Below are 19,112 nucleotides of genomic sequence, written 5' to 3'. Positions count from 1 at the left end.
AACAACATGAAAAAGATATTAAGCATATTGGGAGTTTTGCTGATTTCAGTTTTGAAATCACAATCACCGGGCGGAGTAAACGGAGTAAGCGTTTGGTATAAAACCAATTCACTTCAGACTCCGGCTTTATTATATCAGGATTATAGTGGAAATAAACATCAGATTCAGGCTATTACAAGTATCAATAAACCTTCTTATTCATTATTGAATTATAATGAATGTCTGGAATTTGACGGAACAGACGATTACCTGAAGTTTCCTTATGTGATTGAAACAGCAGACAAGATTAACTTCTATACAGCATACCAAAATAAAAATGCTAATCTTGAAACAGCTTTATTCACAACAGATAATACTGATGAAAAAGAGCTGTTTTATGGGACGAAAAATGTTTTCAGATATAATAATGATCAGATCAATTATATCAATACAGCTTTAATCGATACATTGGCTTCATTTAGTTTGTACTCTAAATTTGGAAATCCTTCGAGTAAAATAACCAAAATAATCGGAAATACAGGGCTTTCATCTATGTATGTTGGAAAAGATGCAGGAAGCCATCAGTGGGAAAATTTTAAGGGTAAACTTCCGGAGTTTTTTGTATATAAAAAAATACTTACACAAAATGAGAAAAACCGTGTGAACACATATATGGCTGTAAAATATGCCATTACAATGCCTTATACAGAATATTTGAGTTCTAAAAGTAAAAAGATCTGGAAGCAGGAAGACTTTACAGATTATCCAGCAAGGGTTACGGGTATAGCAAGAGACGGGTACTCAGATTTATATCAAAAGCAGGCAACTAATACATCCGAAGAAAAAAGACTTATTATTGCCGCAAAAAAGCTGGCTGTAGATAACCGTTCGAATGAAGCGCAGTTTCCTGACCAGAGTTTTTTGATTTGGGGAGATAATAATCAGCCTTTGGAATTAGATAATTCGACCTTCGGATATAAACTTTTAAAAAGAAAATGGAAACTAAGATATACAGCAGAAACATCCCAAACGATTCCTACTGAGGTTGTTTTTTCTCTTAAAGACATCATTACACAGATTCCATCAGATAAAAAACTATGGCTGCTGGTTGATAAAACAGGGCACGGAGATTTCAGCTCTTCAAATATAGAAGCTTATATGATGGATCATGTTGATGGGAATCAAAATGTATATTTTAAAGATGTGGTTTTTGATCAGGATCTTTCCGGAACAGATGTTTTTTCTTTTGCATTAGGAGACAAAATTCTTTCAATATACGATCTTGTTCAGCCTACATGTACTGTTTTAAAAGGAACGCTTAATTTAAACATAAAAGGAGGAAAAGCGCCGTTCAATGTAGCTCTTACAGGAAATGGAACATCACAGAATATAACAGTACAAACATCACAGATATCTTTTCCAAATCTAATAATAGGAAACTACCATTTGAGCATCACTGATGCGGATAATAATGTAACGGCATATAATTTTACAGTAAATGATTTCAATTCTATCAGTTTAGACCTTGGTCCTGATGTCGTAATTTCAGCAGGTAATCCGGCGCATTTCGACGCTTCATCACAGATTACTGATCCGGGTGCAACCTATTCCTGGACTTCGGATAACGGATTTACAAGTAGCTCGGCTGCTATAAATGTCTATGAGCCGGGAGAATATACTGTTATTGTGAAAACTTCAGACAACTGTATCAAGAAAGACACCGTAAAAGTAACAAGAAAAAGAGAAAACGAAATAGTTATTTATCCTAATCCGGTACCAAAAGGACAGCATTTTACCATCAGAATTATTTCAGATAAAAAAGAAAATGTAGATATTAAAATACATGATGCTTCAGGAAGACTTATAAAAAGCATTCAGGATAATGGTAAAGATTATTATGAAATAAAAGACACGCTGCCAACCGAAGGAGTATATCTGATTGTAGTAAAGACAACATCGGAAACTAAAGTTTTCAAACTCATTGTAACAAACTAATAACAAACTGAGATTTTCTGAATATTTCAGAGCTTTTCTATAGTAAAAAACACGCAAATAATGAAAAAGCCACTATTAACCGTTTTAAGACAAAGCACAAAGCTGCTTAATTCAATTATATTTTTTACTTGCTGGTCTCAATTACATGCGCATGCAAACTCGTTATTTCTGAATAAAGGTGAAAATGTAACACCAGTTATGGAGGTTTCGTCTTCTGTAAGAGAAAAAATTTTAGATGCTAAAACAGAAAAAAGTAAAAAAACAGCTGAGCTCCACGATACAAAAAGTGAAAAGAGAGTTCGTTTTAATAAAATAAATTCTCCTACAGCTCATATATCACAAGGAATGAAAACTATAAACACAAAAGTTTATAGTAATGAAAGATATTACCTTTCAGACATCAAGGAAGGTATTATCGGAACAGATGCAGACCATCCAATAGATCAGGTTTATGATAATATCTTTAATGTTTCTCTTAATGAAAAAATAAATTCTGCATATCAATATACGCTAGAATATGACTTATATGGTGCAAGCAGCTATAAACAAGTAAGTAAAGTAATTAATGATGAATTGGCAATTGGAGGAAATAATCTGCAGAAAAGCGAAGGCTGGATACATCAATCGGAGCCTATTTCTGTAAACTCTATTAAAGAGGGTATCAATACAATTATATTTACGATTCCTGATCAATCAAAATATAGCTATAAAATCAGAAATCTTCAAATAGGAGTTTTTAAAAAGAAACACAATTTTGAGGTTTTAAATGAAAAACATAATGCAGCAACTATTTCAAAATTCATAGCAAGCATCAGTGATGCTGAAAAAATCAATCTTGAATCTGCAGAACTTGCCATTCCTAAAGGGACATTGAAAAGCTCGGAAAATTTTTCAATTACAGCTTTACGGGATATTGATATGCCTGTCTTATCACCGGAGATGGTCAATGTAACGTCAAAAAATTCAGGATATCGGTTTCTTCCTCATGGAGAGCATTTTTCAGCTCCTGCTAAAGTTTCGATAGGATATGATAGAAGCAAAATTCCGGCAGGATATACCGAACAAGACATCAGGACTTATTATTTTAATAAGTCGGAAAAAAAATGGATTGCCTTAGAAAAAGATTCTTTGAATAGCCCACAAAATATTTTAGTTTCTAAAACAACTCATTTTACCGACATGGTAAACGGGATTTTAAAGGTTCCCGAATCTCCTGAAACAGGAAGTTATGCTCCGAATTCGATAAAAGACATAAAAGCAGCCAATCCTTCTGAAGGTATAGTAAGTATTGCTCCGCCTTCAGCCAATAATATGGGAAGTGTTGCAACAAGTTTTCCAATTAAACTTCCAGCGGGAAGAGCAGGGATGCAGCCTTCATTATCCGTCAATTATAATAGTGAAGGAGGAAATGGCTGGATGGGAATGGGATGGGATCTTTCTATTCCTGCTGTTACTATTGATACGAGATGGGGAGTTCCTACCTATAATTCTGGAGTTGAAACAGAAATTTATACATTAGGAGGAGAGCAGCTGACATTTGAAACTAGTCCCGGGGTTTTTGTAATGCCTAATAGAACTGAAGGCTTCGAAAAAGCAAGACAATCAGACACCCTGTTTTATCCAAGAATTGAAGGTGCTTACAATAAAATATTAAGAAAAGGAACCAATCCTAAAGATTATGTTTGGATAGTCACTTCAAAAGACGGAACAAAATCTTATTTCGGAGGTGATGAAAATGGAGTAAATGAGAATACTGTTCTTAGAGTAAAAAATACGAATGATGCTAATGCCAATGACAATATAGGATATTGGGCTTTATACAAAACAGTAGACACTCATGGAAATTATGTATTATACACTTATCATAAGTTTGATTACACAACCAATGATACTCAGGCAATTGGGAATAAAGGGCAGGAGATGTATATCAATAAGATAGAATATGCACTTACTAGTGTTGCTAATCCTTCTTTAAAAAAGTACACAGTAAATTTTGCATATGATACCGAGCAAAGAGAAGATGTACAGGTAAATGCAAGACTAGGTTTTGTGCAGGTAACTTCAAAAAGATTAGGGAATATCCAAGTGCTTTATGACAATGCTCCAGTAAGAAGTTATGAATTTAAGTATAAAAAAGGAGGTTTTTCTAAATCTCTGTTAGAAAGCATTACTGAAAAAGATGCAAGTGGTGCTGAGTTTTATACCAATAAGATAGAGTACTTTGAGACACCATCTTCATTATTTGGAGAGCCACAAGTATGGAAGGTCGATAATCCTGTGACAGGAAATGGTGCGGAATATTTTTCGGATACATTTACGGCAACGATTATGCCTGGAGTTAATGAAATTTTTGGAGGAAAATATTCGGCATTAAATTCAAGCTCATCTACAAGCAAGAGTAGCTCATTCAGACTAGGATTCTGGAAGTACAGTACTGCCAATACAAGACCAACCCCTATTGTGATTATGCCATCTTTACTCCCTATTTTTATAGTTGGTGTTATTACTGAAATGGGGCGATTCAGCATAGGCGCAGCAGGAGGTTTTGGAAGCTCAGAAAGCCAAACCCAAGTAAGTCTCGTGGATGTTGACGGAGATAATTTATCAGATATTATCTACAAAATAGGAAACGAATACTATTATGCCAAAAATAAGAACGGTCATTTCGAACTCAATAATAACCAAAAATTAAACATTCCAGGAGTAGGATATTCAAAATCAAGAAGCTGGAATGTAGGATTAGATGGAAACTATGCTGTTGGTACGGGTATAAGCACTGGACTGGGGTTTGATTATTCAAATACCACTACAGACAGCAAAATTTATTTTGAGGATTTTAACTCTGATGGACTGGTTGACGTTTCAAATAACGGGAAAGTATTATTTAGTTCCAATCCGAATGCCTCTACGAGTCCTAATGATTTTGTCCCTAATTTTGATCCGAATAGTATGCTTTCTCCTGCACCTATTAAGATTTTATCTCAAAATATTAGTGTGGCAACTCCTAGCTTTAATGCTTCCGAGAAAAAGAATATGCTTGAGCAAAACCCATTGCATGATGTGGTAAGAGTATGGGTAGCTCCTAAAGCAGGAAACATTAAGATAACAAACCAGTATCAACAACCGCCACAAGCATATCCGGCAAATGAAGATGTGACCGGTGTAGACGGGGTTGCTGTTTCTGTGCAAAAAAATAATGAAAACCCTATTGCAGCATCTATAAAAAGCATTAATAAAGATGATAATACAGTATATACAAATAGTCTTGATGTATCCGTAAATCAGGGAGATAAAATATATTTTAGAGTATCTTCCAAATATGACGGGCGCTATGATCAAATAAACTGGAATCCCAGTATTGAGTATACCGGAGCGGCATCTCAACTAGATAGCGACGGAAGGGATATTAACATTTACGATTCACAAAAAGATTTTGTAGTATCAGATAAATCACTGTATTATATTCCTTCGGTTAATGGACAAACAACAAATATCTCAGCGACAATTTATGTTAATGGATTAAAGCCGGTAACCTCTGATCAGATCTTTATTAATATATATAAAAATAATGTAATTGTTAACACTTCAAAATTAGACTGGAATGATAATGCACCTGTTAATATTAGTTTTCCGACTATTTTAAATACAAGTGATAATTTAACAGTGAAGATAGAAACAGACTCACAAATTGATTGGGCTGCTCTGGATCTGAACGCTACCATTAATTATGCAAACGGTACTTCTGATACTGTTCCTATAGAATTTGGAATGTACAATGATCGCACAAATACTTATACACAATATACTGTAATGGCAGCTGACGTTAACAATTTGGTTATTACTAAAATTCCTACGTTGCCAACTGCCAATTTTACAGGAAATATGAGTATTAAACCTATTCTATGCCTTATCTTATTACAAATGCAGATATAGGAAAGAAAATTTACCTTGAAGGATCGATAGATTCTAAAACGTTAGGGTTTATAAATGCGGTTAATAATCTGAACGGGACTTTAATTAAAACAACAAAAAACTTTATTAATGATCCTACAACAGTTACTTATACTACTACCTATACAACTGTTGATAAAAAAGGTTATATAGCAGTAGGACAGGCTACCGGATCATTGACTTTTAAATTTGCATCCACTCCTGCAGGAACGTTAAGCGCTTCAGTGAAGATATACAATTCTATAACCAATACTTTGGTAACAACGCTTACGATTAGCAACACTGCAATAACAACTACATATCCAAGTCTTCCAAGAGGGGTATATAAATATGAAATTACTTATACAGGAACCATTGCAGCGCCTCCAAGTACTGTTCTTACCATTAATACTGGCGGAACAGAATCTACAACTGCAACCGCAACTGTGGTTAATAAGCATAAAAAATTATTATTTAATGATATCACTAAAACCTTAGCTCAATTAGGAATTCAGTATGATGCTCGTTTAGGAGATTTGTACAGAGGTTGGGGAAGCTTTATTGTGAATGGAAACAATATACAAAATACATCTATTACCCGATCTCACGTTATCAACTCTGCTACAGATTTGGCTAATAACGCAAGCGCAACAGAAATGAAAATAGACGAAACCAAATTGTTTATTAATAGTTCAGGCAGCAGTTATGATGGCAGTAGTACAATCAATAATCCTACAATAGACCCAGGTACAGGGCTTCCATCACCATACAGCCCAAGTCCTTCTGCAATGAGTAATCAATATTTTGTATTGATGAACCATATAAGCGGAAACAAAGACACCGGGAAGCCAAAATCTTGGTTAGGCTTGGATGAACAAAATTATATTACTAAAGATATTATTAGTGTTTCGCGATTGGGAGAAGATGATATTGACGCTACATTTAGCAGCCAGACTCCAACTTTTGTATCAGGAAGTTATCAGCTGCCATCGCTTATTCAAAAAAGTAAGCTTAATAGCGTAAGTGTAAAAGGAGGTGTGTCAGCCAGTTTTTCTGGACTTTCAGGGGATGGAAACTTTTCTAAAACAATTTTTGCAGAAAATAAAGCAGTAACAGCTGTCGCAGATTTTAATGGAGATGGCTTTCCCGATCATATTGTAGATTCGAATATACAGTTTACCAACCCGAATGGTTTTCTATCATCTAAAAATGCTAATATTGGAAGTTATTCTATCAGTAGAACAGATGATGCCCTCGGATTAGGAGCAGGAACTAATTTTACTCATGGCTCGGCTTCGTATTCTTTGAGCAGAAATACTCAATTTCCTAATACATTTTAATTTAGGAAATAAATTTGTAAACCTCATGAGCCTATCTGTAAATCAGGCAAGAAGTACCACTACAGGTTCTGGGACAAATTTCGGATCATCTTATCCAATCCCAATTCCTATTGTAACCAATCCTACTACTTCTGAAGTAAGTGTGGGGCTGAAAATAGTTCCGGGCATAACCAACCGCAGCAGTAAGAATGTTTCTAAAACCAAATCTACCTTTAGAGATATGAATGGAGATGGCTTCCCAGATTACGTATCTTCTGATGATGCAAATACAATTACCGTACGTCTTAATCAAATAGGAACCACAAATTTCCTTAAAAAAGTCACCACCCCGATGGGAGGTTCGTGGGAAGTTACATATGAGAGACAAGGCAATACATACGATATGCCTCAAAATAAATATGTATTGAAAAGTGTAACTACCAATGATGGTTTTACAGGAGATGATACTTTTAGTCCGGATGTATCGAAAGTGACAATAGATTATAAAAATCCATATCATAGCCGTTTAGAAAGAACTTTCTATGGTTTTGAAAGTATTACAGTCAATCAGATTGATACCAAGCAAGGAGGTGTTTCTTCAAACTCAATCTATAGAAAAACGATCCAAAGGTTTGATAATAAAAACTATTATTTGAAAGGAGCTTTGCTTGATGAAACTCTGTTGGATGCTCAAAATAAGCTATGGACATTAAAAGAAAATAATTATGAACTAAGAGCAATAAAGAATACGAATTCTGGTTTTGCTCATAAAGAAAGAGAAAACGAAAAAAACTATCAGAACTATGCTTGTTTTGTAGTATTAACAGATACTAACTCCAATTTTTATGAAGGAGGAACAGGAAATAAATATACCTTTACAAACTTTGAAACTTATGACGAGTGGGGTAATGCAACAAAAGTTTTGAATTATGGAGATCCTGATATCGGAACTACGGAAGAATTAACCAGTATTGTAAAATACGAAAATCAGAGCCCAACAGATTATATTATTATGCCTGTTTCAGTAAAAAACACAGCGAGTGGTGTTATAAGAGAGAAAAAGGCAATGTATAATCCAACAACCGGCGATCTTACCAAAATGACGGTCGTAAATCAGGGAATAGATTACTCTGTTTATGAGTTTGAATATGATGATTATGGAAATATTACAAAATCTACAGGACCTGCAAACTATGCTAACCAAAGATTTTTCCATCAGTATACCTATGACGATAATGTAAAAACATATCCGGTAAAAGTTCAGGATGCTTTTGGCTATACCAGCAAAACGCAGTATGATTACCGCTTCGGCTTGCCTACGCTTACAGAAGATATGAATCTTCAGCCTATGAAGTATGTTTATGATGCCAAAGCAAGAACGACAGAAATTGTAGGACCGTATGAAATGTTCAACAATATTCCTTGGACAATAAAGTTTGAGTATAACCCGATCACGAATGCGCCGCAAAATGCCGCCAATGCACAGTCTTATGCAACGACAAAACATTATGATCCTGAATATGCAGACAGTACCATTAATACCATCACTATTGCAGACGGATTTGGTGAAGCCATTCAGGTTAAAAAAACAGGATATATTCATAACGATGGTCTAAAATATATTGTTGCCGGTAAAGTGGAAACAGATGCTTTTGGCAGAGCCTTAAAGACCTATTATCCTACAATAGAAAACATAGGCTCTTCAAATACTTTATACAATGCAGCTGTTGATAACATTGCGCCTACCATCAATCAGTATGATGTTTTAGACAGGGCGACCTATACGAGGCTTCCGGGAGAAAATTTGTTTTCTACCATTACATATGGCTTCGGAACAGATGTTCAGGGAAGAAGAATGTTTGAAACAATTTTCAAAGACGAGCTGGGAAGCGTTAAGAAAACCTACACTGATATGAAGGGCAGAACCACTTCTGTTCATGAAGTTTCAAATACAGGGGACATTAAAACACAATTTATGCACGATGCTATTGGTGAAATCTTGCAGGTAAAAGATGTTCAGGGAAATATCACGATCTCTGTTTATGATGGCTTGGGAAGAAGAGTTTCTTACCAGCATCCGGATAGTGGCATTACTACCTATGCATATGATAGGGCAGGAAATATGACCTCTAAAACCAACTCGGCAAACGAAGTGGTACATTATGAATATGATTACACAAGGCTGAAAGCTGTTAATTATCCTGTATATCCTGAAAATAATGTAAAATACTACTATGGTAACGCGCTGGATGCTTCAGCGATGGATAATAATGCAGTGGGAAGATTGTGGTATCAGACTGATGCTACAGGAACACAGTATCTTAAATACGGAAGATYAGGAGAATTAACCTACCAGAGAAGATCAGTTGCCGTTCCGGATGCAGGAGTTTATTGGTTTGGCACAGAATGGCAGTATGACACATGGAACCGCGTGAAATCTATTACATATCCTGATGGAGAAATCGTGAAGTACGGATATAACAGAGCAGGAAACTTAATCAATGTTTCTTCCGATAAAGATGGGATTAAGTATAAAATGATCAATAATATCGGGTATGACAAATTCGAGCAAAGAGTCTATTTAGCCAACGGAAACGGAACGGAAACTACTTACGAATATGAAACCAACCGTAGAAGACTGCTGAAAATGTATGCGAAAAACAGCACCAGATCTTTCATGGAAAATACGTATCAGTATGATGTGGTTTCAAATGTAATGCAGATTCATAATAATGCGCCGGTTACCACAGGCTTATTGGGAGGTGGAACCAATTATGCTTACGGATACGATGATCTTTACCGTCTTACTTCTGCTTCAGGAAACTGGAGAGGAATCAATACGCAGGCACAGGAAGAACGCCATCGCTACTCTGTTACCATGACGTATGACAATATGCACAATGTCATGAGCAAAACCCAGAAGCATGAATGGACAACAGGCGCTGCCAATAATAACTGGGCAGCTTTAGAGCCAACTTCTTACCGATTGAATTATAAATATGAAGATCCTGCCCATCCTCACGCTCCTACCAGAATTATAGACGAGCCAAACTTAGTTCCTACGGCAACATGCTGTAATCCGGACGACCCGGGAGTGAAGTTTCAGGACTACACATATGATGCAAAAGGAAACCCGACTAAAATCGATCAGGAAACATGCAACCATTCGGAAGAAAAGACCAGATATCTGTGGGATGAAGAAAACCGCCTGCGTTTTGTAGATACCAATCCTTCTACCATTTGGCAATCTGATGGAGCTGCTATTTATACCTATGATGCAGGTGGTGAGAGGATTATAAAAGATATTCTGATAGGGGGTATTGTAGATTGGACAAGTGGTAATGGTTCCGGAACCTTTCCTAATTTTTATGCCCCAATTCACATTTCTACAATTTATCCAAACGGATTAATTACATTAGATTTTGCATATGGAGATTATGTAACCTCAAGCACTACTCGTTATACAAAGCATTATTACGCAGGAAGCCAGAGAATAGCCAGCAAAATAGGAACCAGCAATAATATAGGAATGTTTAATTGTAACTGGTTGATCATACCGTTTGGAGGAGTGACCCCACCGATAAACCCGGTAACGGTTTCTAATAATATATTACAAACTGCTACCCAAAGCAATCTGAATGTAATGCAGAACAACAATATTACGCCGCCGCCAAGTTACGGACAAAATGCAGGCTATAACGGAAATTGTGCTAATAGTTATGCAGGAGTGAAAGAACAACAAATGTACTGGTTCCATCCGGATCATTTAGGTTCAAGCAGCTATATTACAGGAGTAGATGGTGAAGTAACCCAAAACATAGAATACTTCCCAAGCGGTGAAGTGTTTGTAGAAAACCATAGAAACAGCAATTATAGCCCTTATAAATTTAATGGCAAAGAACTTGATGCAGAAACAGGGTATTACTATTATGGAGCAAGATATTACAATCCTAGGGTTTCTCTTTGGTTAAATGTTGACCCGCTGGCAGAACAAATGCCAAACTGGTCGCCATATGTTTATGCTTTTAATAGTCCTGTGAGATTTATTGATCCAGACGGAAGATGGCCTTGGGATTGGGTAAATGGAGCAGGAGTCTTGAATAATATTTTTAAATCTGGTGCTAGAAACAAAGCGGAGCTAGCAGCAGCAAGAAAAAATCGACAAACAGGTTTTTATGGGACTGGAGTTTCTAAAGGAGCAAAAGGAACATGGGAAGTAAGCTATAGCACGTCTAGATTCACTTATTGGGATACATATAATGCGAAAGGCTTAGTTTCTTCTATTGGATTCGGTTCAGACGAAGGAGGTGGTTATGGTGCTATTGCACCGGGAACAACTGCTGTAGATTCATGGGGACCTACAATTGGATCTGTTCCAGAATCTAGGGGTAAAACGGATATTCAAATGCAAGTTTCTGAAAATCCGCTGGTGCAAGGTGCAGCTATGGGCCTATTAGTTGGGGGAATAGGAAATGTAATTAGAAATGCATCACAACCTACAAATTATGTTTATAGGGCATTAACAAATGCAAATGCTGAATCATTAGCTGCTGGTGAAGGAATATATGGTAAAGCAGTAAATGGGACTTGGAGTTTAGAAGAACATTTAATACGCGGCTCTAGCCCCAAATCATTCCTTAATGATCCATGGATATCAACCACGACAGATATAAATGTAGCAAAATCATTTTCTAGTGGGAATGGTATAGTAAGAATAAATTTATCTAAGATGGCACCAGGTGCAGTAATAAAAAATGGAGGGATGGTATTACCGAGATCATCTGCAGGATACCATTATTCTATATGGCAACAAGAAGTTTCTATTTTAGGAAGGGTCCCCCAAAATGCAATAAAAGTTATTAAATAAAATAAATATGATTAAATTTTATAAAACAAACGAGCCTTATGGATTTTTTTCTAATTTTTCTACACATCCAGTTTTTATTAAAAATGAACAATGGTCAACAGTAGAACATTATTTTCAAGCAAATAAATTTGAAGATATTACTATAAGAAATAAGATTAAAAATTTAAAATCTCCCATGGATGCTGCTAATGAAGGAAGAAGTAGAAATAATAAACTTCGTGCTAATTGGGAAAGTATCAAAGATGAAATAATGTATGAAGGGTTATATTTTAAATTTTTGCAACACCCTAAACTCAGGAAAGAATTAATTCTGACAGGAGATAAGATTTTAATTGAGCATACTTTAAATGACAATTACTGGGCAGACGGTGGAGATGGATTAGGGAAAAATCGATTAGGTATTTTATTAATGAAATTACGAAGTGAAATAAAAAAAATATCGTCCAATCCTAATTTAGTTCTTCCGCCTTGGATTTCTTTTCCTTCCATTGATCAAAATAATTTATTTTGGAGAATGGGATTAGGAGAAGATTATCTTAGAGAATGGTYAAGTTATTATTTGCAATTAGCAGATAAAAGTAGTTACAAAAGAGAGTTTCCTGAAAATAAAGATTGGGAAAATATTTATGATTAATTAGCCAACTGCGCAAAGTCACAGACTTGAAGATAACCACAACAGGTATAGTCTATAATAGGTTTTCTAAAAAAACAATTAATAACAATGTCAGTAAAATACAATATTACAGAGCGTAAGAACCTGCAAGATCCGCAGGCGGCTCCAAAGTTTTACGCCAGCGCAAAGGCAGATGGTAAGATTAATCTTAAAAGTCTTTCCAGGGAGATTGCGGGCGATTCTACCACCGTTTCAGATACCGATGTTCTGGCGGTACTTAACGACCTCATCAAAGCGGTCAACCGTCATCTTGCAGACGGTAAGATCGTAAAGCTGGGAGACTTCGGCAACTTTCAGGTTTCCATATCCAGTGATGGTGCAGAGACGGAAGAGAAAGTAACTTCAGCGCTTATCCGTGGTAATAAGATCAACTTCCGTCCCGGGGTAGATTTGCGGGATATGTTAAGCACTGTAAAATACGAGAAATACAGCAGGTAAGGAGAGTTTCAACTCGTGCGCATCGCCAGTCTCTTCTGTGCGCACGCGTGAGCTGTTCCCTGCGCATCCGTCAAGTCACCGCTGCGCAGAGATGAAGAGAAGGCTTTACATATCCAGTTCGTGACAATATGGAAGACAATTGTTTATATGAGCATTGATGCTAAGTTGTTATTAGAGAATCAGCAAAACAATAAAAAATTTATTTAATTTTAAATATTGTGGAGCCACTACATTTTGTAGTGGTTTTTTGTTAATTTTAAATTATGAACAACTCAAAGAGTTAGAAAAATGATTTACAAGAAAACTGACATGAAAAACTGGATAAGATTCCCTATCTTAATTTTCCTGTTTATCGTGATGATTATTTCTGTTAATATAACGGGTGAAGAAGCTGCACGCAAAAGAGATAAGGTTTTGAATAACAATGTCTCATTTAAAGGGTACGTTGTTGATTATAGAGTTTCAAACAATCACAGATTTGGAATCATACAACTAAAACTAACAGAAAGTTCAGTAAATATATTCAATGATAGTCTTCAAAGTGGAATTTATCCGTACAAAATTCTTGGTGATGTCGCTGAAGTTTACACAACAATATCCGGAGATCTAGATTATTATGACACGATATCTGTTAAGTCAAAGTCAGAAGAAATTATCTATGAACAGACCAAAAGTCATCCCAAATATATTTCGGAACTTAATGTGATAGAAGATTCAGGAGATATAAAATATGTCAAAAAAAAGACATTATTTTAGATATTTATAAAAAACCAAAAGATAATTTGCGAGTAAGACCATGTTATTAACCCAAAATCCCTAAATAATATGAATTTTAAAACTAAAATAGTTATGATTTTATTATCCTCTTTATTACTTACGAATTGTAAGGAGGAAATGAAAAAATGTGTAAGTCAATCTACCGATACTAAGGTAAAACTATATAATGATTTAACAGATCAGTTGATACCTTATTTTTTTAGAGAAGATTATTTAGGTGAAAAAAGATATTTTGATAGTTTAAGAGTTCATGATGATGATTTATATATCGAAGAGAAGACAAAAGCGCACAACGAAATTTTTAATCATCCTGAAAAATTTTGCAATTTGTATATAGATTCTACTAAAAATAAAAATACAGATTTTGCTACAGGTAGTACCGAAGATAATATAAAATACATACAAAGAAAGAAGGATTTTTTTAAAGACTTTTCCAATAGTCCAGATATTATTAAAAATTTAAGCATACGAAGTTCTATAAAAGCAAATCAATTTAATTTGTGTACGGCAAAAGTCCTAGATCTGGCAGAGTATGATAAACATACAAATGAATGTGAGATAGGTGTTGTCTATTTTTCAGAGATTGTATTTGATCCTTCTAAAAAAAAGAGCATTAGTTTTTGTTGACCATCGTATAAAAAAAGATTATTACGGTAGAAATGCTGTATTTAAACTAAGATTGCATGATAATTATTGGGAAATAGAAGATTTTATGTTAGTGTCAACTTCCTAATTTCCGGCTCTTTTCTTTTTTCTCATGAAATTTAGAAGAAGAACCCCGCTGGCGCGAGCGTCACGCTCGTACCAGCTTTTAAAACTAAAAACACAATAAAAAATGTCAGTAAAATACAATATCACAGAGCGTAAGAACCTACAAGATCCGCAGGCAGCTCCAAAGTTTTACGCCAGCGCAAAGGCAGATGGTGAGATTAATCTTAAAAGTCTTTCCAGGGAGATTGCGGGCGGTTCTACCACCGTTTCAGATACCGATGTTCTGGCGGTACTTAACGACCTCATCAAGGCGGTCAACCGTCATCTTGCAGACGGTAAGATCGTAAAGCTGGGAGACTTCGGCAACTTTCAGGTTTCCATATCCAGTGATGGTGCAGAGACGGTAGAGAAAGTAACATCTGCACTTATCCGTGGTAATAAGATCAACTTCCGTCCAGGTGTAGATCTGCGGGATATGTTAAGCACTGTAAAATACGAGAAATACAGCAGGTAAGGAGAATGCCCAACTCGTGCGCATCGACTTTCTCTTCTGTGCGCACGCATGAGTTGTTCTCTGCGCATCCGTCAAGTCATCGCTGCGCAGAGATGAAGAGAAGGCTTTAGACAGAAAAAGCTTATGAAGGAGGAAAACTCTTTAAGATATAAAAACCACCGTAACAACGGTGGTTTTTGCATTATCAATATAATTGTTTATACATAAATAAACTACCCATTACAACTATTGCAATGGGTAGTTTTATTAATAATCTTCTTCTTTTACTACAACCTTTATCGTCACAGGAGATCTATAAATATAAAGTATGGGTAGACCATTACTGTTTTCTGCGGGTTTCCACTTTCCTTTATTTTTGATTTTATGAAATGCTRCTAAAATAAAGGTATTAATGGTCGGGTTCTTACCTTTCACTTTTGCATCGTACACATAACCTTTAGAGTCAACTGCAAAAATTAAGTTTGCATCGTAAGTAAAATTTTGCTGTATATCCAGTAATAAAATATTCTCATTGTAAACAGAACGCAAAACTGCTTTAAACTTTTCTTCCCCAAACTCAAATTTAGGCTCTTTTGTAATGATAGGAGCTGATGGTGGCGGATATTCTGTAATTCCTTTTTCTTCTTCTACACTTATTTTTTCTAAAGTTTTTTTGTAGGACAAAACTTTTTCATCCAACAGTAACTTCTCTTGCTTGTATCGTTCAGGAGATTCTTTCGGAGATTTCTTCAGAAGGGTCTTCATCTTTTTGTTGTAAACATCATCTGCCTGCTGAAATTCTTCTACCTGACAATAACCAAATATAAAAGACAAAAGGAAAATTAAAACCGAGAATTTTTTCATGTAAATTACGCCTTCACAATATTCACAATCACCTCAGTTGCCTTCATCATGCTTTCTAAAGCCACATATTCATACGGTCCGTGGAAATTGATTCCGCCTGCAAAAATATTCGGACAAGGCAATCCCATGTAAGATAATTGCGCTCCGTCTGTTCCGCCCCTGATTGCTTTGATTTTAGGCTCAATTCCTGCTTCTTTCATTGCTTTTGCAGCAAGATCAATGATGTGCATTTTTCCTTCAAACTGCTGCTTCATATTGCGGTATTGTTCTTTAATCTCTACTTCAGCGGTTTTTTCGCCATGTTTAGCATTAAACTCAGCTACTTTTTCTTCCATGAATTTTTTTCGGGCTTCAAACTTTTCTTCGTCGTGATCACGAATGATATATTGAAGTTTGCATTCAGAAACATCAGAAGTTACATCCATCAGATGATAAAATCCGTCAAAACCTTTCGTTGTAGAAGGTGTTTCGTTTGCAGGAAGAGACTGGATGAATTCTGCTGCCAAAAGACTTGCATTCACCATTTTTCCGTAAGCATAACCGGGATGTACGCTCAATCCGTGGATTTTTACTACTGCTCCGGCTGCGTTAAAGTTTTCGTATTCCAGTTCACCAACTTCTCCACCATCCATGGTATAAGCGAATTCGGCTCCGAATTTTGCCACATCAAATTTATGCGCTCCTCTTCCGATTTCTTCATCCGGTGTAAATCCAACTGCAATTCTTCCGTGCTTAATTTCAGGGTGAGCGATAAGATATTCTGCTGCGGTTACAATTTCTGCGCAACCCGCTTTATCATCGGCTCCAAGAAGGGTATTTCCATCAGTTGTAATTAAAGTCTGGCCGATATATTTCTTTAAGCTTTCAAATTTTGAAGGGGATAAAGTAAACTGTGTTTCCTGATTTAAAATCAAATCCTGACCTTCATAGTTTTCCCAAACCTTAGGTTTTACATTCTCACCGCTAAAATCAGGAGAAGTATCATAATGAGAAATAAATCCTATTGTCGGCTGATTATCATTTTCCAGATTAGATGGAACGTAGCCCATAATATAACCGTTTTCGTCAATAGAAACATTTTCCAGGCCGATTGTTTTCAGTTCTTCGGTGATGTAATTGGCAATGTCCCACTGTCTTTCCGTAGAAGGCGTAGACTCGCTTTCGGCATCGCTGGTTGAATATATTTTTACATAGCTGAGAAAACGGTTCAGCAGCTTTTCTCTCCACATCGAGTTGAATTCTATTGTACTCATTTTTGAAATCATAAATTTTAACAAAGTTAACAAATTTGAGGCTCGGAACAGGTTATTTGTTGGTGAATGTATGCTATCGAAATTATAAATCGGAAATAAATTATTGATAATCAATTTAATATTAGCTTTGTTTAAGTTCAGAACTAAATAGTTTAGTTTTATTATATTTGAGAAAATCAAAAGTAAAATGTTTCTTACCGAATGTCCAAGAGACGCAATGCAGGGTTGGGATGAGTTTATCCCGACCGATAAAAAAATAGACTACATCAATTCGCTGATGCAAGTAGGTTTTGATGTGCTCGATTGCCTAAGTTTTGTCTCTCCGAAAGCAATTCCGCAAATGGCAGATTCTGCTGAGGTTGCCGAAAATATTGACAAATCTTTATCCAATACCAAAGTTTCGGCCATCATCGGGAATTATCGTGGAGCCGAAAAAGCACTGAAGCATCAGTCTGTAGATATTTTGGGTTTTCCTTTTTCTATTTCTGAAACTTTCCAGCATAGAAATACCAATAAAAATCAGGAGGAAGCTTTCGATGATATTGTAAAAATGCTCGAACTGACAAAAAGCGAGGGCAAAGAACTGAATATCTACTTTTCAATGGCATTCGGAAATCCTTATGGCGAAATGTGGAAATGGGAAGATGTCGATTTTTGGGCTCAGCGTTTTTCAGAAATCGGAATTAAAAACATCCTTCTTTCTGACACAACCGGAATTGCAACACCTGAAAAAATAACCCTTTTGTTTGAAAAAATACCGGTAAAATACCCGGAAATAGATTTCGGGGCGCATTTTCACAACCGTTACGAAGAATCTTATTCTAAATTGAAAGCAGCTTATGATCAAGGTTGCAGAAGATTTGATTCAGCCATAAAAGGAATTGGCGGCTGCCCGATGGCGAAAGATGATTTGGTAGGAAATATGCCGACAGAGCAGGTAATCAATTTTATGAGTGTGGAAAAAGCGGAACATACATTAAATTTACTCAATTTCGAAAGTTCTTATAACAGAGCAAAAGATATTTTTCATTTCTGAGACATTGTCTCTTCTTAATTAAAATTATGACATCAAAAATAACATACACAGGAGATTTAAGATGTTCTGCAGAACATTTACAATCAGGAACCATCATTGAAACAGACGCACCAACCGACAATCACGGGAAAGGTGAAAAGTTTTCGCCGACAGATTTGTGTGCAACTTCTTTGGCAGAATGTGCATTGACAACCATTGCAATTTTAGGAAAAAACAAAAATATAAATATAGACGGTGCTTATTGTACACTTCAGAAAATTATGAAAACCGAGCCGAGAAGAATTGGCGAGATTGTTTGTAATTTCTTTTTTTCAAATCAGTATTCAGACGAAGAAAAAGCTTTTATCGAGGAAACGGCTCACAATTGTCCGGTTGCAAAAAGCCTTCATCCGGATTTGGTACAGACCATGATTTTCATTTATCAATAAACAATTGCCGCAGTTTTTCTGCGGTTTTTTTATTTCATTTAAAGTTTTCTTAAGATGAAATCAACCTTAAAATAACTTAGCAATTTAATTCTCTTAATGGTTAAACTGTTTTTAATCTCTCGCAGATTTTACGGATTTAGCAGATTTTAAATTCTAAATGAATCAGCGTAATCTGCAAAATCAGCGAGACAATTTTAAAGATGTTGAAAATCAAAAATTTATACGTTGGTTCGTGGAGCGAATGGAGCAGAAGAGAAGGCAAACAAATAGCTACAGAGATTTGAATTTACTTAAGATGAAAATCAAAATTAATATTCCTTATTAATTTAACAACCTTAATGGTTTAAAT

General features: G+C 35.7%; 13 protein-coding genes. 11 read left to right on the top strand and 2 right to left on the bottom strand.

Features of this window, described 5'->3' with window-relative positions; genetic code table 11:
• The first annotated feature begins 6 nt into the window (after positions 1–6).
• The 9 genes from AB4Y90_RS06915 to AB4Y90_RS06875 all read left to right on the top strand — a co-directional run bounded on the left by AB4Y90_RS06915 (position 7) and on the right by AB4Y90_RS06875 (position 15,203).
• Positions 7–1,974, top strand: coding sequence for a T9SS type A sorting domain-containing protein (locus tag AB4Y90_RS06915; RefSeq protein WP_441556685.1), 1,968 nt, complete (start codon positions 7–9; stop codon positions 1,972–1,974).
• 60 nt (positions 1,975–2,034) lie between these two features.
• The gene (locus AB4Y90_RS06910) at positions 2,035–5,907 is read left to right on the top strand and encodes a SpvB/TcaC N-terminal domain-containing protein (RefSeq protein WP_441556684.1); all 3,873 of its coding nucleotides are present in this window, start codon (positions 2,035–2,037) and stop codon (positions 5,905–5,907) included.
• Positions 5,877–7,244: a hypothetical protein gene (locus AB4Y90_RS06905; RefSeq protein WP_441556683.1), complete on the top strand. Its 1,368-nt coding sequence runs from the start codon at positions 5,877–5,879 to the stop codon at positions 7,242–7,244. Before AB4Y90_RS06910 ends, AB4Y90_RS06905 begins: the two co-directional genes overlap by 31 nt.
• Positions 7,245–7,269: 25 nt before the next feature.
• Positions 7,270–12,090, top strand: a complete 4,821-nt coding sequence (locus tag AB4Y90_RS06900) for an RHS repeat-associated core domain-containing protein (RefSeq protein WP_441556682.1) — start codon at positions 7,270–7,272, stop codon at positions 12,088–12,090.
• A 7-nt stretch (positions 12,091–12,097) separates the two neighbouring features.
• Complete coding sequence (locus AB4Y90_RS06895) at positions 12,098–12,724, top strand: NADAR family protein (protein ID WP_441556681.1); 627 nt, start codon at positions 12,098–12,100, stop codon at positions 12,722–12,724.
• A gap of 87 nt (positions 12,725–12,811) precedes the next feature.
• The gene (locus AB4Y90_RS06890; RefSeq protein WP_441556680.1) at positions 12,812–13,201 is read left to right on the top strand and encodes an HU family DNA-binding protein; all 390 of its coding nucleotides are present in this window, start codon (positions 12,812–12,814) and stop codon (positions 13,199–13,201) included.
• A gap of 309 nt (positions 13,202–13,510) precedes the next feature.
• The gene (locus AB4Y90_RS06885) at positions 13,511–13,957 is read left to right on the top strand and encodes a hypothetical protein (protein ID WP_441556679.1); all 447 of its coding nucleotides are present in this window, start codon (positions 13,511–13,513) and stop codon (positions 13,955–13,957) included.
• A gap of 69 nt (positions 13,958–14,026) precedes the next feature.
• The gene (locus AB4Y90_RS06880; RefSeq protein WP_441556678.1) at positions 14,027–14,605 is read left to right on the top strand and encodes a hypothetical protein; all 579 of its coding nucleotides are present in this window, start codon (positions 14,027–14,029) and stop codon (positions 14,603–14,605) included.
• Positions 14,606–14,813: 208 nt separating this feature from the next.
• Entirely contained in the window at positions 14,814–15,203 is a 390-nt protein-coding gene (locus AB4Y90_RS06875) for an HU family DNA-binding protein (protein ID WP_441556677.1), read from the top strand.
• A gap of 246 nt (positions 15,204–15,449) precedes the next feature.
• Here AB4Y90_RS06875 and AB4Y90_RS06870 read toward each other — a convergent pair whose 3' ends face one another.
• Positions 15,450–16,016: a hypothetical protein gene (locus AB4Y90_RS06870; protein ID WP_441556676.1), complete on the bottom strand. Its 567-nt coding sequence runs from the start codon at positions 16,014–16,016 to the stop codon at positions 15,450–15,452.
• A 35-nt stretch (positions 16,017–16,051) separates the two neighbouring features.
• Positions 16,052–17,299 (bottom strand): peptidase T, encoded by a 1,248-nt coding sequence (gene pepT, locus AB4Y90_RS06865; protein WP_441556675.1) that lies wholly within the window; start codon positions 17,297–17,299, stop codon positions 16,052–16,054.
• 187 nt (positions 17,300–17,486) lie between these two features.
• Between pepT and AB4Y90_RS06860 the strand changes: the two genes are divergently transcribed.
• Both AB4Y90_RS06860 and AB4Y90_RS06855 read left to right on the top strand, forming a co-directional pair.
• A complete protein-coding gene (locus tag AB4Y90_RS06860) occupies positions 17,487–18,335 on the top strand; it encodes a hydroxymethylglutaryl-CoA lyase (RefSeq protein ID WP_441556674.1) in 849 nt (282 codons plus the stop codon).
• A 26-nt stretch (positions 18,336–18,361) separates the two neighbouring features.
• Positions 18,362–18,763, top strand: a complete 402-nt coding sequence (locus AB4Y90_RS06855; protein WP_441556673.1) for an OsmC family protein — start codon at positions 18,362–18,364, stop codon at positions 18,761–18,763.
• Positions 18,764–19,112 lie beyond the last annotated feature (349 nt).

Origin of the sequence: Chryseobacterium sp. 2TAF14, from assembly GCF_052115105.1 — a bacterium.
Lineage (GTDB): Bacteria > Bacteroidota > Bacteroidia > Flavobacteriales > Weeksellaceae > Chryseobacterium.
This window is presented reverse-complemented; position numbering and strand designations above follow the sequence as displayed.

Coding starts and splice junctions, on each gene's coding strand:
- AB4Y90_RS06905 (WP_441556683.1), top strand. CDS start 5,877: ATGCCTTATCTTATTACAAATGCAGATATAGGAAAGAAAATTTACCTT.
- AB4Y90_RS06855 (WP_441556673.1), top strand. CDS start 18,362: ATGACATCAAAAATAACATACACAGGAGATTTAAGATGTTCTGCAGAA.
- AB4Y90_RS06915 (WP_441556685.1), top strand. CDS start 7: ATGAAAAAGATATTAAGCATATTGGGAGTTTTGCTGATTTCAGTTTTG.
- AB4Y90_RS06890 (WP_441556680.1), top strand. CDS start 12,812: ATGTCAGTAAAATACAATATTACAGAGCGTAAGAACCTGCAAGATCCG.
- pepT (WP_441556675.1), bottom strand. CDS start 17,299: ATGAGTACAATAGAATTCAACTCGATGTGGAGAGAAAAGCTGCTGAAC.
- AB4Y90_RS06910 (WP_441556684.1), top strand. CDS start 2,035: ATGAAAAAGCCACTATTAACCGTTTTAAGACAAAGCACAAAGCTGCTT.
- AB4Y90_RS06875 (WP_441556677.1), top strand. CDS start 14,814: ATGTCAGTAAAATACAATATCACAGAGCGTAAGAACCTACAAGATCCG.
- AB4Y90_RS06860 (WP_441556674.1), top strand. CDS start 17,487: ATGTTTCTTACCGAATGTCCAAGAGACGCAATGCAGGGTTGGGATGAG.
- AB4Y90_RS06885 (WP_441556679.1), top strand. CDS start 13,511: ATGAAAAACTGGATAAGATTCCCTATCTTAATTTTCCTGTTTATCGTG.
- AB4Y90_RS06880 (WP_441556678.1), top strand. CDS start 14,027: ATGAATTTTAAAACTAAAATAGTTATGATTTTATTATCCTCTTTATTA.